The sequence below is a fragment of the Rufibacter psychrotolerans genome (assembly GCF_016924645.1).
Taxonomy (GTDB): Bacteria; Bacteroidota; Bacteroidia; order Cytophagales; family Hymenobacteraceae; genus Nibribacter; species Nibribacter psychrotolerans.
In genome coordinates, this window is sequence record NZ_JAFFJV010000003.1 from 158466 (window position 1) to 173521 (window position 15056).

General features: G+C 54.5%; 16 protein-coding genes. 2 read left to right on the forward strand and 14 right to left on the reverse strand.

Going from position 1 to position 15056, the window contains the following annotated elements:
• Positions 1-97 precede the first annotated feature (97 nt).
• From JT718_RS03490 to rpoN, 14 genes are all read right to left on the reverse strand, one after another.
• The gene (locus JT718_RS03490; protein WP_205500481.1) at positions 98-400 is read right to left on the reverse strand and encodes a hypothetical protein; all 303 of its coding nucleotides are present in this window, start codon (positions 398-400) and stop codon (positions 98-100) included.
• A 238-nt stretch (positions 401-638) separates the two neighbouring features.
• Positions 639-1373: a DUF4142 domain-containing protein gene (locus tag JT718_RS03495; RefSeq protein ID WP_205500482.1), complete on the reverse strand. Its 735-nt coding sequence runs from the start codon at positions 1371-1373 to the stop codon at positions 639-641.
• Between the two features lie 122 nt (positions 1374-1495).
• Entirely contained in the window at positions 1496-1726 is a 231-nt protein-coding gene (locus JT718_RS03500) for a hypothetical protein (protein WP_205500483.1), read from the reverse strand.
• An 85-nt stretch (positions 1727-1811) separates the two neighbouring features.
• Positions 1812-2432 (reverse strand): DUF4142 domain-containing protein, encoded by a 621-nt coding sequence (locus tag JT718_RS03505; protein WP_205500484.1) that lies wholly within the window; start codon positions 2430-2432, stop codon positions 1812-1814.
• 115 nt (positions 2433-2547) lie between these two features.
• Entirely contained in the window at positions 2548-3207 is a 660-nt protein-coding gene (locus tag JT718_RS03510) for a DUF4142 domain-containing protein (protein WP_205500485.1), read from the reverse strand.
• Positions 3208-3264: 57 nt separating this feature from the next.
• Complete coding sequence (locus JT718_RS03515; protein ID WP_205500486.1) at positions 3265-3822, reverse strand: DUF4142 domain-containing protein; 558 nt, start codon at positions 3820-3822, stop codon at positions 3265-3267.
• Between the two features lie 33 nt (positions 3823-3855).
• The gene (locus tag JT718_RS03520; RefSeq protein WP_205500487.1) at positions 3856-4428 is read right to left on the reverse strand and encodes a DUF4142 domain-containing protein; all 573 of its coding nucleotides are present in this window, start codon (positions 4426-4428) and stop codon (positions 3856-3858) included.
• A gap of 314 nt (positions 4429-4742) precedes the next feature.
• Positions 4743-5210 carry a hypothetical protein gene (locus tag JT718_RS03525; protein WP_205500488.1) on the reverse strand — a complete coding sequence of 156 codons (468 nt, stop codon included), beginning with the start codon at positions 5208-5210 and terminating at the stop codon, positions 4743-4745.
• A gap of 9 nt (positions 5211-5219) precedes the next feature.
• Complete coding sequence (locus JT718_RS03530; protein ID WP_205500489.1) at positions 5220-5405, reverse strand: hypothetical protein; 186 nt, start codon at positions 5403-5405, stop codon at positions 5220-5222.
• A 120-nt stretch (positions 5406-5525) separates the two neighbouring features.
• Positions 5526-7175 carry a beta-N-acetylhexosaminidase gene (locus tag JT718_RS03535; protein WP_205500490.1) on the reverse strand — a complete coding sequence of 550 codons (1650 nt, stop codon included), beginning with the start codon at positions 7173-7175 and terminating at the stop codon, positions 5526-5528.
• A 154-nt stretch (positions 7176-7329) separates the two neighbouring features.
• On the reverse strand, positions 7330-8886 hold the full coding sequence (locus JT718_RS03540) for a M20/M25/M40 family metallo-hydrolase (protein ID WP_205500491.1): 1557 nt from the start codon (positions 8884-8886) through the stop codon (positions 7330-7332).
• Positions 8887-8986: 100 nt separating this feature from the next.
• A complete protein-coding gene (locus JT718_RS03545) occupies positions 8987-9589 on the reverse strand; it encodes a hypothetical protein (protein WP_205500492.1) in 603 nt (200 codons plus the stop codon).
• Between the two features lie 115 nt (positions 9590-9704).
• A complete protein-coding gene (locus JT718_RS03550; RefSeq protein WP_205500493.1) occupies positions 9705-10325 on the reverse strand; it encodes a hypothetical protein in 621 nt (206 codons plus the stop codon).
• A 151-nt stretch (positions 10326-10476) separates the two neighbouring features.
• Complete coding sequence (rpoN, locus tag JT718_RS03555) at positions 10477-11958, reverse strand: RNA polymerase factor sigma-54 (RefSeq protein WP_205500494.1); 1482 nt, start codon at positions 11956-11958, stop codon at positions 10477-10479.
• A gap of 231 nt (positions 11959-12189) precedes the next feature.
• Between rpoN and asnS the strand changes: the two genes are divergently transcribed.
• Positions 12190-13578 (forward strand): asparagine--tRNA ligase, encoded by a 1389-nt coding sequence (asnS, locus tag JT718_RS03560; RefSeq protein ID WP_205500495.1) that lies wholly within the window; start codon positions 12190-12192, stop codon positions 13576-13578.
• A gap of 408 nt (positions 13579-13986) precedes the next feature.
• Positions 13987-14487 (forward strand): cell envelope integrity TolA family protein, encoded by a 501-nt coding sequence (locus JT718_RS03565; protein ID WP_205500496.1) that lies wholly within the window; start codon positions 13987-13989, stop codon positions 14485-14487.
• Positions 14488-15056 lie beyond the last annotated feature (569 nt).

Sequence of the window (15056 nt, forward strand, 5' to 3'; positions counted from 1 at the left end):
GCATACCGGCCTCGGCTTGCGGAGTATGTCTCCTGAAAAACAGGTTTACGCCCGTTTTCAGGTAGGTGCGGCGCTACTGCCTAAGAATAGGCCTTATTTATTGGTTGTCTACCCCAACCCTGATGGGGGCAGACTCACCGGCTCTCTGCTGGGCGGTGCTGTCGGCTTGGGGGCGGGCCCGGGTGCTGTCGGTGGCGGCTCCGGTGGCCTGGTTGTCAAACGTGGCATTGTTGTTAGCCTCGGCTACTCCCATGCTGCTGTTGTTCCCGGTGCCTTCCTGGTTGTCAGAGAGCGCGTAACCGGTGCCAAGGTCGTCTGGGTCTGTACTGGAGGTATAAGTAGAGCAAGCGGCTCCCGTTAACATGAGAGCGGCAGCCATCATCAACATCTCTTTTTTCATAGTTTTCATGGTTTTGGCGTGGTATTCAAATTAATTGAATCTATACGAAGCCCGATGCCGGGGGGTTAATACTGGCTCCCTCTGCGGCAATCACCCGAACGGTAGGTTTGTACAGAACGGGCCCAGGATCTGACCGCCAGTTCCTGCGGGATGCTCAACAAATAAAACTGCCTGGTTTCTGGGGTGTTTTTAGAAAAACACCCCAGAAACCAGGCAGTTTTAGCGTAAGGAAGCCGGGTTAGTCTACCCGGTCTTCCAGGTCAGTAGCCATCTTTTTATGCGACCTCAGCATAGGCAGCGTTTTGGTGGCGAAGGCTTTCACGGTAGGAGTCTCGGCGTTGTTGCTCTTCAGCTCAAACATGGCAATGTCCATGTCGTGCGCGGTTTCCATGGCATCCATGTAGTCCTCGTCAAAGGCTTTGCCGGTTTTGCCTTGCAGTTTGTCCAGAATGGCCTGGTGCGGTGGCATTAGGGTGGTGGGCAGGGTCACGTTCATCTGGGAGGCCACGGTCTTCAACTCCTGGGTGGCTTTGGTGTGATGGTCAATCATCATCTGCCCGAATTTCTTCACATCGGCGTTGGTGGCGTTTTGGGTGGCCAGTTTACCGGCCTGTAGTTCCAGCATGTTGCTGCTGGCAGCTGTCATTAAAAACATGGCATCGGTCATGTTTGTCAAGTCTGCGGTGGCCCCGGCGGTAGCCGCAGTGCCGGCGGTGGTACCAGTAGTGCTTCCGGCTGCTGTGCCAGCGGTTGTTCCAGTTGTTCCAGTTGTTCCGGTAGTACCAGTAGTTGTTCCGCTTGCAGTGGTGGCTCCGCCGGTTGCAGTACCACCGGTGGTAGTGCTCATGGTGGTACCGGTAGTGGTGGTAGCGGTTTCAGCCGTGTTGTTGCCGGTTGAGTCGGTGGTGGTGCTGGTACAGGCGGTGCCCGCAAGCATGGCGCCGGACACTAACAATGACATTAATTTTTTCATAGTCCTGTTCGTTATTTCGTGAATGTTTTGCCTTTATACGCCCTAATTCTCAACTGGTTAACACCGTTCATGTATTAAATCCTATTTTGAAACGTACAAGGCCCTGCCTACCTCCCCGAATTTTACGGGCGGTTTGCGGAATCTGGCGGAATGGTGTCTGCGGCGAGTGCATGGGTATTGGTGGCGCCTCCCATTCCGCTGCTGCCTGCGCTACTGGTGGCGGCGGTTGGGCTGGGCGTGGTCTCAGGGCGGGCAGCGTCTGTGTCTGTGGTGGAGCGGGTGCCCTGCTCCTGGGTACAAGCCTGGCTTGCCAGCAACAGTAAGGCAAGCAGGGGCGGCATGGACTGTCTCATAGTTGGAGGTTGGTTACAAAGGTGACAAGTACAAAGCCCCACCAAAGAGCCCAGCTGCGGATTGTTCTGCCTATACCAGGTGACGTTAATCAACCTTATCTTCCAGACGGGTGGCCATTTCAAAGTGCGACCGCAGGATGGGCAGGTGCTTGGCGGCAAACTCCTTCACCCTGTTGTTCTCAGCGTTCTGGCTCTTCAACTCAAACTTGGCGATATCTAGCCGGTGCGCGGTTTCCATGGCATCCATGTACGCCACGTCAAACTCGGGCCCCGTGAGACCGGTCAGCTTTTCTACAAGGGCCTGGTGCTCCTGCGTTAAGGTAGTGGGCAAGGTCACGTTCAGCTGCGCGGCCACCTGTTTCAGCTCATTGGTGGCGTTGGCGTGGTGGTCTGCCATCATCTGCCCGAACTGCTTCACCTCGGGGTTAGTCGCTTTTTGAGCCGCCAGCTGCCCCAGCTGAATTTCCAGCAGGTTGCTGCTGCCGGCGTCTATGAGGAACATAGGGTCTTGCATGTCTAAAATCTGGTCACCGGTTGCCTCCCTTCCACCTGGCCCCGTGGGGTTTTGCCCGGCGGCCACATCGGCAATGGTGGTGGTTTCTGCGGTAGTGGTGGCAGCCGCTGTGTCTGTGGAAGTGTCTGTGCTGGTGCAGGCGGCGGTTGCCAGTAAGGCAACGGCCAGCAGGCTTTTCATAGTTTTGTGCATAGTCATACAAGTTGTTTGAAAGCCGGTTCCCTGTAAACCGGCCATTCATGGGTTGGGTTAGCTTTACAAAAAGAAAGCCTGCACAGACAGGCTTTCCTCTTAAGAACAGGGAATGTTACTCTACGTTGTCGTCCAGTTTGTCGGCGTGGTGTTCGTGCATGCGTAGCACGGCCAAGGTTCTGATGGCGAAGGCCTTCACGGTGGTGGTTGGGGCACCGTTGCTGACCACCTCAAACAAGGCGATGTCCCGTTCATGGGCCTCCTCCATCTCATCTGCGTACTTCTTGTCAAACTCAGAACCGGTGAGTTTGGAGAGTTTGTCTACCAGTTTCTGGTGATCGGGCAGGAGCGCGGTGGGTAGCGTGAGGTTCATTCCAGAGGCCAGCGTTGTCAGTTCCTGGTTGGCCTTGGTATGGTGGTCTATGATCATGCGGGCAAATTCCTTTACCTCCGGGCGCGCCGACCGCTCCAGAGCCAGCTTGGCCAACTGCAGTTCCATCATGCTGCTGCTGGCGGCCTCGGTGAGGAAAGAGGCTTCGGTGATGGTGCGGGTGCCGTAGAGCATGGTGCCGGGCACGGTGGAAGTGGCCGCCGGCGGGGTAGCGTAGGCATCGGCGGTGGTGCCCACCACGCCGGCTCCGCTATGGGTGGCCGTTACCGTGGCGGCGTAGTTGTCTGCGGTAGGCACTGTGTTAGAGGTATTGGCATCAATGCGGCTGCAGGCGGTTCCTGCCGCCAGGGCCCCCAGGGCCAGTACACTGAGTATCTTTTTCATAACTTTTCTTCTTTAGGTTTTACATTCAACACACAACATCAACAACCTGCTGCTGCGCTAAGGCAGAATATTCTTAAGCTGGGTAGCCAGCCGGAGTTGCCCCTGCATAATGGGCGTGGTTTTAAGGATGTGGCCCCGCAACGCGAAGTTGGTGGTAGCCGAGCCGGCATTCTGGTACACCGAGATATCCTGCAGGAACGATTGCTCTACCTCCCGCACGTAAGACCGGTCAAAGTCTGAGCCGCTGAGCCCGGCCACGCGGTCATACACCGCTTTATGCGCCTGTTTCAGCTCTGTTGGGTACGTGATCCGGAGTTGCTGCGCAATGTCCCGGAGCTCAGACCGGGTAGTGGTCTGTTGCTTGGCCAGCAGCCGGGCAAACTCCCGCACCTCCAGGTTAGAGGTTTTCTGCTGCGCCAGTTCGCTCAGCTGCAGCCGCAACTGTCCGCCACTGGCGGCATTCTCCACAAACTCCCTTTCGGCCTGGGTGGTGGTGATGGGCCCTCCGGTGCCGGTACCGGTTCTGTCTGTAGTGCCGCCGGTGCCGGTGGTGGCACAGCTGGCCAGTACCCAGGCCAGGCACCCAAGCAGAAAAGCCGTAGTTCTGTTCATCATTCGCATATGGTCTAGTGCGTGCTGCACAATGGTTTATGGTTGAAGCTGCTCCTCCAGCTGCTCGGCCTGGGCCAGGTGCGCGCGCAGGGTGGGCAGGTTTCTGGCCGCAAAGTTCTTCAGTTCTGTGTCGGTGCCCTGGTCGGCCATTTCCTCAAAGCGGTCTATGGTTTGCTCGTGGTCTTTGATGATGGCCTCCAGGTAGGCCCGGTCAAAGGCGGCCCCGGAAAGCCCCAGCACCTGGTTGAAAGTCTCCTGGTGGTCTTCGCCCAGGCTGGTGGGCACCATCAGGTTCTTGAGTTCGGCCACCTGCTTCAGTTGAGTGTTGGCCTGGGTATGGTGGTCCAGCATGAGTTGGCCAAACTGCTTGAGGGCCGGGCTCTGGGCTTTGCTGCTGGCCAGCCGCCCCATCTCTACCTCAAACAGGCCGCCGCTGGTCACCTCGGCCACAAACCAGCCTGCCTTGTTGTCTTTGCCGGTGCTTTCCAGCACCTCCTCGTTGTGCTCTCCGGCGGCATCTACCGAGGTCGTCTCGGGCGAGGCCCCGCCACAGCCTGTCAGCAGGTGCAGCCAAGCCAGGAACAGCAGGTAGAACAGATTGTTTTTCATAGTTTAGATCTTGTACTGATGGCATACAGGCTACCCTGCACAGTCTTTTTTACGGGTACATTCAGCTAGGGTTAACGTTGCCTCCGGCGCTGCCAGGGGCCTTTAGGCTGTAATCCATGTTTCGCCGGCGCAAACCTGGTTTTTGTAGAAAAGAAAGAATCTCCGTTTCCTGAAGAGATTACCCCGTTTGGCCTTAGGCAATAAAAAAACCGAAGGGCGTTTTGGGGCTGTTTTTCTACAAACAACCCCAAAACGCCCTTCGGCTCCTGATCTGGTTCTTTACGTCTGGTTCTTCCTGAAGCTGCTTACGCTGGTTACAAGCTCACGCCTTTGCGCTTGCCAGCCTGCCTAATCGCGTTTTTCACTGTTTCTTCGTACTCCTCAGGGATGGAGTCAAACTCCACCTGCCCCGTCTGCCCGCTGCTTAGCCTGTACAGGAGCTTGTCTGGCAGCACGCGCAGCAGGCTGATGCTGCTCCAGGGCAAGGTGACCGGCTCCTGGGTAAGGGAGAGTTTCAGCTCCAGGTGTTCTTCGGTGACCTGCACGTAGCGGGCACCGGCGGGTTTCCGGCGGCGCCAGGCCACCACCAGGTACGAGACGGCCAGCAGCAGCTGCACCACCGGCAAAATGTACACGGTGGCCGCAACTTCCTCTGCGGTGAGCTGCCGGTACACGCCCAGGCCGCCCAGGAGGAGGAACACCACGGCCATGAAGAGGTACAGCTTTGCCAGCGCAGAGCCGTTGGAATTACCGGGTGAAAGGTTTAAGAAGAAAGATTCCATAGGCCTTTGTTACTTGGAAGATTTACTTTTCCGCTCCCGCAGCACCAGGATGAACTTCAGCACCACAAACATCATAAAGCCCAGAAAGGCCATGAGGGTGACCAGGATGTTAGGGTCTTCCAGACGCCACATCAAGATCAGGAACGAGATGGTAAGCATGCAGTTAAGCAGCAGGTTAGCCGAGCGCAAATTCATGGGCACTAAATATGGGTAGCCAGTAAAGATACAAAGTTGCCCCCAAGACTCAAGCTTCTGCTGTTTCTGAGCCCCTTTTTTGAAACGGAGCCAGAACTGAATTAGTGCCTTCCAGAGCCACTATTTATCGGCTAAGGTCCACCGCTCAAAGTCCTTGAAATAGGCGCTTCCCCAGAAGGTATAGCGGGGCAGAATGGCTGCTTTGAGCCTCCGTTTGAAGTCTGCGAAGTCTTTTTGTTTGGGATCGGTCCAGAGCACTTCGCTCAGGGCGGTCATGCGCGGGAACACCATGTACTCCACCTTTGACGGGTAGCCCATGTACTCGGTCCAGACGTTGGCTTGCGCCCCCAGAATGTAGCGGTCCAGTTTGAGTTGCTGCAACTCTGCGGGCACCGGGTTGAAGTGGTACACGGCATCTAAAGGGTTGTACCCATGGATGGCCAGGCTGTCTTTAGGGTCTTTGGACTGGTAGTTGTCAAAGTAGAGCGGATTGCCCGGCGACATGATTACGGGGTGCCGGCGCTGAGCGGCCTCAATCCCTTGCTTGGCCCCGCCCCAGTTCATGACCACGGCGGTAGTATCTAAATTGCCTTCCAGGATCTCGTGCCAGCCAATGACTTTCTTGTTCTTCTGAGCCAGGTAACCAGACACCTGCTTGATGAAATAGGTCTGCAGTTCTTTCTCGTCTTTGATTCCGTTGGCTTTCATGAAGGCCTGCGTCTTGGGATCGGCTTTCCACCACATCTTGCTGCACTCATCGCCGCCAAGGTGGATGTACTCAGACGGGAACAGATCGGCTACCTCGTGGAACACGGTTTCCAGGAACTTGAACGTAGCCGGATTTGGTGCCAGCACGTTGTTCTGCCGGTTGTACATGCCCCACGTATTGGCCACCTGCCAGGCCGAGTCTGGTTTGGTGCTGAATTCTGGATAAGAGGCGATAATCGCGCGGCTGTGGCCCGGGATATCAATCTCAGGGATTACGTTGATGCCCCGCACTGCCGCGTACTGCACAATCTCCCGCACCTGGTCCTGGGTGTAAAATCCGCCGTAGCGGGTAGAGTCATAGCGGGCGGGGGTGTCTTTGAAGTGCCCGATGAGGGTGGAGTTACGCCAGGCGCCTACCTGGGTGAGTTTAGGATAACTTTTAATTTCCAGGCGCCAGCCCTGGTCATCGGTGAGGTGCCAGTGGAAGTTGTTGAATTTATGGAACGCCAGGTAATCAATGTACTTCTTCAGGAAATCTACGGGGAAGATGTGGCGGCTCACATCCAGGTGCATGCCGCGGTAGGCAAACCTTGGGTAATCTTTGATCTCTACCGTAGGGAACTTCACTTCCTTTACCTTGCCCAGCGGCAGCAGCTGCAAGAAGGTCTGAATGCCGTGTACCATGCCCGCCACGTCTCTCGCCTTTATCCTGACAACCGGTCCACCAGATTCCAGCCAGTACATCTCGGGCCGGTTGGCTTCAATGGTGTCGTGCACCAGCATAATGCGGGAATGCCGGCCCACCTTGGTGTCTGGCGGGGCAATGGCCAGAGCCAGATCGCACTGGTCCAGCAGCAGTCCCTGCAGGTACTCGGCTTGTGCTTTGTACTCGTCATCGGCCAAAATCACGGTGTGCCGGCTCAGGGTGACCGGTCTTTCATCAGTGGCAGTGTAGGAAACGGGCTTGGGGACAATGTTATTGACGGAAGGTGCCTGCCCCCGGCAGTGCAGGGAGATAACAGTTCCTAAAACAGAGAACAAGGCCAGCCAGCGTTTCTTCATGGGTCAGGGGTTTTGTGAGGTTTAGCGGTACAATGCCACAAGCAGATGGAAGGTGTAAATGTAAGCGCAAATTCAGGACAGAGGCAAAACAAAACGGCCTTTCTTCAGAAGGACTGAAGAAAGGCCGTTTTCAAGGTGATTTTCTTAAAACAGCTTAAGACTGCGGCTTCACCTGAGGAAGCGCCTTGCGCGGCAGTTTATCTTTCCGGATGGCGGTCTGGTACACAAACGACGCCACAATCACAGAGGCTTGCTTCAGGTCATCGGCCTGCAGACGGTCATAGGTATCCATGTTGGTGTGGTGCGTACGGGTGTTGTACTCCAGACCGTCCTGGATGAACTGGAAGCCGGGCAAGCCCAATCCGTCAAACGACAGGTGGTCGGTGCCGCCGGTGTTGCGGTTGGTCACAGTGGTGGCGCCTAAATCATTGAACGGCTTCAGCCACTCTTTAAACAAAGGAGCCACGGCCTCGTTGCCCTGCGTGTAAATTCCTCTGATTTTACCCGAGCCGTTGTCCAGGTTAAAGTAACCGGCAATTTTGGCGTGCTCTGGCAACAGTTTCATGGTAGCCGGGTCGCCCAGGTGTTTCTTGGCGTATCCGCGGGAACCGTGCAGGCCTTGCTCCTCGCCGCCCCACAGCGCAATCCGGATGGTGCGTTTTGGTTGCAGGTTCAGGGCTTTGATGATACGAACGGCTTCCATCATCACGGCCACGCCGGCGGCGTTATCGGTGGCGCCGGTAGCCGCGTGCCAGGAGTCAATGTGCCCGCCCAGCATCACAATCTCTGATTTCAGTTTTTTATCGGTGCCCGGAATCTCCGCGATCACGTTGTAGCCTTGCGGATCTTCGGTGAGGAAACGGGTTTTGCTTTCCAGCTCCACTTCCACCGGAATACCGGCGGCCAACAGGCGGCTCATGCGGGCCAAATCTTCCTGGGCCATCTCAAACTCAGGCAACACGGCTGGGGCATCCATGGCATAAGAAGCGCCATTGGTAGTGAAGTACGTTCCATGCGAACCACCGCGGCCGCTGAACACGGCTACGGCTCCTTCTTTCTGGAACATCTCGTTCATCTTGGCCAGGAGGGCGCGGCGGGCCTGGAAAGCGGCTCTTTGCTCCTCGGTCATGGGCGTGCGGCCCGCAGATGATTGTACCGGCTCGGCCAGTTTCTGCAACTGCTCATCGGTGTAACGGGTGGCATCGGCGGTGAAAGTGGTTTTGATAGGAGTAGTTACTTCCATCATCACTACTTTGCCTCTCAGCTTACCGGCGTACTGCGCCAGGTCTTCTTCTTTGGCGGCTTTCACCAGAGCTACCTGTGCTTTGATGGCTCCGTTGGTGCCCGGTGTCCAGGCTTTGGGCGAGCCAATCATAGGCTGGTAATACGGCTTGGTGAGCGCCAGATACGATTTTTCCACTTCCCATCCTTTGCCAAACGTACCCCAAGGCTCAATCACGGCGTTTTTCAGACCCCAGGAAGTCAGTTTGTCTTTGGTCCACTGGTTGGCTTTGGCCAGACCGGTAGAACCGGAAAGACGCGGGCCGTTTACATCGGTCAGGTAAAAGGCGATGTCCATCACCTGGGAGTTCTTCAATCCTTCCTGGCGGATTTTCTCCACCACGGCGGCATCTAAAGGCTCCACTTGCTGGGCAAAGGCAGGCATCGCCAGAAAAGCGGCGCCTAAAATGAGTTGTAGGGTTTTGTTCATTAGAGAAGTGTTATGTTAAATATAGTAAAGGCGATATGAGAACCCAACGCAGCCATAAAAGCCCAGGGAGCAACCACCTGGCCTTGGGGTCATGGGTTCTTTAGCGCTCGGTTCTCTGGTAGCAGTTCTCAAACCTGAACTGCCCAGACTCCAAAATGCGGTAAGCCTCCAAGCAAGTCCAGCGGCTGTACACTTTCTCTGCGTGAAAATGCCGCTTCACCAGGATCAGTTTCTTGGCAGGAATTAGAATGGGGTACGAGTAGGCGTAGTACGCGGCGGGTGCCAGGCCCAACTCCTGCACCACTACTATCTCCTCGGGAAAGTCTTCCTCTGTCCACTCCTGCTTTTGCTGGTGCCTGATCTTTGCCTTGATCTGCTCAAATTCCTTGTTGGTAAGGCGGTAATCCATGCGCAGCTGGGGGCCGGCCCCGTGCAGGCCTTGCCGGGCGGCAATCCGGCTCTGGTCCGAGAAGTCAACCTTGGCCCACAACGAGTCATTCAGGTACACTTCGCTCAGTTTCCAGGGCAGAAGCTGCTTGTCTACCCGGTTGTGCCGGCCGTTCTGGGAGGCCAGGAACCGCAGGAATTCTTTGGTGATCTGGGCCTCGGATCTGGCGGGTTTGGCCGTTTGGGCTACTGCTTCAGCAGCACCTGCCAGCAGCAGGCAAAGCAACCCATAAAGCAAGAGAAACTTAAGACGCATGAGGAGGTAATCAGGAAAATATTCCCTAATATCTGAAAATTAGGCCAGCAATCATAAAGCTTAGGGACGAGGAGGCCTTCCTGGACGTTTTGGGCCTGTTTTCAGGGAAAAAGGCCTACAACTGCACGCCCCACAGGCTGATGCCCAGCAGAAAACCCAGGGCGAAACCGGTGTACACCTGCTTGGCCGTATGCGCCCCCAAGGCCAGCCTCGCCGACAGCACCGCCCCGCAGATGACGCAGCCCGCCACAATGGGGTAGAGCAAATACGCCTCGGGCAACCAGGCGTGCAGCAGCACCAGAATCCCCAGGGCACCGCCCAGCCCAATGCTGTGGGCGCTGATTTTCCAGAACTGGTTGATGACCAGCGCCAGGTACACCGAGGCCGTGATGATGCCCATGATCATATAAAACAGGTGGTCAAAGAAGGACATGCGGTAGAACACCACCGTGAGCACGGTAAAGCAGGTAGCGGCCAGCAGAAGGGGCCAACGCCGGTCGGTGCGCTCCTCCAGGGTAAGCGAGGCCACGATTCCGGCCTGTTGTAGCAAAAGGGTGCCAAAAACAGGAAGCAGAAACGTGATGATGAACACCAACAGCACAATCAGCCGCCGGCCTTCGGGTGGGTACGAGAACACCTCGGGCGGCAGGTAATACAGCAGCAGACTGAACAGGTAGGTGGGAATCAGCAACGGGTGGAAGGCTACCGAAAGCACCGTTGCAAGGCGGGAACTCACGCTTATTTTAATTAGGAATTAAGAATTGACAATCGGGAATGAGCATTGGTTAATCAGAACCAGAAGTAGGCAGAACGAACATCTAGAAAGGCGGCGCTTTCCCAATCTTAATTCTTAATGCCTAATTCTGAATTCATCATTCACCTGCGGGTTAGAGTTCTTTGCGCAGGCGGGCTACCGGAATGTTCAGCTGCTCACGGTACTTGGCCACGGTGCGGCGGGCAATGTTGTAGCCTTTCTCATTGAGCATCTTCTCAATTTTGTCGTCTGAGAGCGGCTTGCGCTTGTCTTCTGCGTCAATGATGTCTTTGAGAATGGCTTTCACCTCGCGGCTGCTGGCATCTTCGCCGGCATCGGTGGCAATGCCTTCAGAGAAGAAGAACTTCAACGGAATAATCCCGAACTCGGTCTGCACGCTCTTGCTGTTGGCCACGCGGCTCACGGTAGAGATGTCCATGCCAATGTCCTCGGCGATGTCTTTCAGGATCATGGGCTTGAGTTTGCTTTCGTCGCCCTCCAGGAAATAGTCGTACTGGCGGCGCATGATGGCTTCCATGGTGCGGAGCAAGGTATTCTGGCGCTGCTTGATGGCGTCAATGAACCACTTGGCGGCGTCTAACTTCTGCTTCACAAAGGAAACCGTCTCCTTCAGCTTCTTGTCTTTCTTGGCGCTCTTGTCATAGGCGTCAAACATCTCGGCGTAGGAGCGGGAAATGCGCAGGTCTGGGGCGTTGCGGGCGTTCAAAGAAAGCTGCAACTGCCCGTCTTCATTGGTGATGATGAAGTCTGGGATCACGTACTGCACACGGGTGGCGCCGCCGGTTCCGCCGGGCTTGGGATTCAGCTTCAGGATCAGGTCAATGGCGGCTTTGAGCTCAAAGTCCTCCAGTTCCAGTTTCTGCTGAATCTTGGCGTAATGCTTCTTGGTAAACTCGTCAAAGCAGTCATGGATGATCTGCTCGGCAATCTCAGTGATGTCATCGGGGTCGCGGCGCTCCAGCTGGAGCAGCAAGCACTCCTGCAGGTCACGGGCCGCGATGCCGGGCGGGTCAAAGGCCTGGATGCGGCGCAGCACGTCTTCAATCTCCTCAGGGGTGGCGTCTATGTTCTGCGAGAAGGCCAGGTCATTGGAAATGGCCTGCAACTCCCGGCGGATGTAGCCATCCTGGTCAATGCTGCCAATGAGCTGCATGCCAATGGCCAGCTGCTTTTCATCCAGGTTCAGGAAGCCCAGTTGGTCCAGGAGGGCATCGGTGAGCGAGCCAGTGAAGGCAATGGGCATTTCGCGGTCTTCCTCGTCGCCGGGGCCGTCGCCCTGCATTTTGTAGCCAGCTATCTCGTCGTCGTTGAGGTAGTCGCCCAGGTCCACGTCATCGTCGTCGCGGCGCACTTCCTCATCGGCAAAATCATCCTCGGTGTTGTCGAATTCATCATCGGCATCACTACTGGAGTCATCATTATCGGTAGTAGGCTCATCGGCGGCGTCTCCCTCCTCCAGGGCGGGATTCACCTCCAGTTCTTCTTTGATGCGGGCCTCCAGTTCAGCGGTAGGCACCTGCAACAACTTGATGAACTGAATCTGCTGCGGCGATAATTTCTGAGATAAAAGCTGTTTTAGGTCAAGTCTCTGCATAAGCGAACGGCACGTGCCACACAAGTGCGGACTATGCCAAAGTTATGGATTTTTACTACTGGATTGCAAAAAAGGTTAATTTTGGCACGCGCCAATGGCGCGAGGTATCAAGTATCAGGTATCAGGTAGCAAGACTCTTCCTTAAGTAAAGACTTTCTGCGGCCAGATACCTACTTTTGCACGGATGAACTACGTGCTACTTGATACAGGCTACGTGATACTACAAACAACATGAAAAGAACCAAAGTTAAAGCATTGCTCCAGATGCCTGCCCAAGATGAGCCTGTACTTGTAAAAGGCTGGGTACGCACTAAGCGCGGCAACAAATATGTAACATTCATTGCTGTGAATGACGGCTCTACCATTCACAATATTCAGGTAGTAGCTGACATGACCATATTCTCTGAAGACACATTAAGAGAGGTTACTACCGGAGCAAGCGTGGCTGTAGTGGGCAAGTTGGTAGAAAGTCAAGGCAAAGGACAGACGGTCGAGATACAAGCCAACAACATTAAAGTACTGGGCACCGCCGACCCGGAGACCTATCCTTTGCAGAAAAAAGGTCACTCTCTGGAGTTTCTGCGCGAGATTGCCCACCTGCGCCCCCGTACCAACACGTTTGGCGCGGTGCTGCGCGTACGCCACGCCATGGCATTTGCCGTGCACCAGTACTTCAACCAGAAAGGGTTCTTCTACATCCATACGCCTATCATTACGGCCTCTGATGCCGAAGGAGCCGGCGAGATGTTCCGGGTAACCACTTTAGACCCGGTGAACCCACCCCGCACCGAGGACGGCGCCGTGGATTTCTCCGAGGACTTCTTCGGGCGTTCCACCAACCTGACCGTGTCTGGTCAGTTGGAGGGTGAAGTGACTGCCATGGCACTTTCTGAGATTTACACCTTTGGCCCCACGTTCCGGGCTGAGAATTCCAATACCAGTCGCCACCTGGCCGAGTTCTGGATGATTGAGCCCGAGATGGCCTTCTACGAACTGGAAGACAACATGGAGCTGGCCGAGGACTTCCTGAAGTACCTGGTGCGCTACGCCCTGGATAACTGTCAGGACGATCTCCAGTTCCTGAACGACATGTACGACAAGGAACTGCTCAGCCGCCTGAACTTTGTGGTAGAGAATGACTTCCAGCGCCTCACGTACACCCAGGCCATTGAGATTCTGCAGGGTGCCAAGCAGAAGTTTGAGTACAAAGTAGAATGGGGCACCGATTTGCAGAGCGAGCATGAGCGCTACCTGGTGGAGAAGCACTTCAAGAAGCCGGTTATCCTGATTGACTACCCCAAAGACATCAAATCTTTCTACATGAAGCTCAACGAAGACGGCAAAACCGTGCGCGCCATGGACGTGCTGTTCCCGGGCATTGGGGAGATCATTGGCGGTTCTCAGCGCGAGGAAAGCTACGAGAAACTGGTGGCCCGCATGCAGGAGATGGGCGTGCCGGAGAAAGAGATGTGGTGGTTCCTGGACACCCGCCGCTTTGGCACCGTGCCGCACAGCGGCTTCGGGTTAGGATTTGAGCGCCTGTTGCTGTTTGTCACCGGCATGGGCAACATCAGAGACGTGATCCCGTTCCCCCGCTTCCCCAAAAACGCCGAGTTCTAATTTCGCTTCTTTTTCCCAAAAATAGGCCAAAAACGCCCTACCGACAGCTTCGGCAGGGCGTTTTTGTTTTCTTGCCCACTGCCCCTTTTCAGATGAACCCAGGCAAAGGCTTAGCCTTGGTATCATACAGCTTTACGGCTCGGGCAGGGCTACTCTGCTGTCCCTCTTTCTGCGCGCCATTGCCAGATCACAAGACGTACGTACCTGTCTCTTCCAGTCCGTATAGAAACGCATAGGCCTCTGCTCACCCCCTTCCTACTACGCCAAACAACATTATATGCAAACCTCAGTATACATAAGAGACAATCTTGATCATTAATGTACCTTATCTTTTAAATATTTGCATTTAAACAATAAAGTATTGTTATTTAGCACTTACTTTGGTTCTACCTTAACTCGTGAAAGCCTATGTCTAAACACTTTACTCTTTTCTTATTCCTTACCTTACTTGCCATTGGCACGGCCAATGGCCAAACGGCTAAGCAAAAGCAGAAAGAACGCGCCGCCCAAATGAAGCAAAAGCAAAAAGAGCGGGAGGCACTGGCGAAGCAAACGGAAAAGGAACGGCGCGAATTTGCCAAACAGAAACAGATTGCCCGTGAAGCGCAGTTAGACGCCAAGTATGAAGCCCTTGACGAAGCGCTCCTGCAAAAAGAGGAAGCCCGCAAATTAGCCGAAAGAGAAAGGAAAGCCGCTATTAAACAAAAGGAGCAGGAAAGAAAAGAAGCCCTGAAGGAGAGAGCCTTGGCTGCCAAGGAGAAAAAGCGTCAGGCCGAGTTAGCGCTGAAAGAAAAAGAGGAAGCCCGCAAGTTAGCCGCCAAAGAGAAAGCCCAGGCTCTGAAGGAAAAAGAAGTGGCGCGCCGGCCAGCCATGAAAGAGGCCGCCAGGAATGTTGCCGCCAACGAGTAACCAGCAAGCATAAAACAGGCAAAGCCCAATCATCTGCCAACCGCCGGTGATTGGGCTTTGCTACTTAAAGAACAAACTAGTCTTGTTTATAAAGCCAGGCCAGAAACCCTGAGCAAACCACCGCTCCCTTTTACTCTCCCCCGCCACTTTGTATCAAAACAGCTGCCCTGCTCTATTGTAGCACTCTCCTATCTTTTTTCATATAATGAAAATTGCATTCTTCTTTCTCTTTCAAGGCTTGGCAAACTATACCCAGCGCTTCATCTGACATAACTCCAGAATGCTGACTATTATTTAATTCAATTAAACTACCTTTTACACCTGCAAAGAGCCACACCAGACTATTTAAGATTATATTCTTTCCCGAATAAACAGAACCATCCCGGACAAATAGGCTTTTGCTTAAACATAGACTTTCTCCTATATCTTACCCTCTAACTTCAAGTAGGAAAAGTCGTTACCGTAGTATTATATTTATAATATTATTTCATTAAGTTATACCATATTTTTATTCTCCCCCGTTTGGGGAAGGCTATTCCCATAGCGGTTTGTGATCAATTCATTTTATA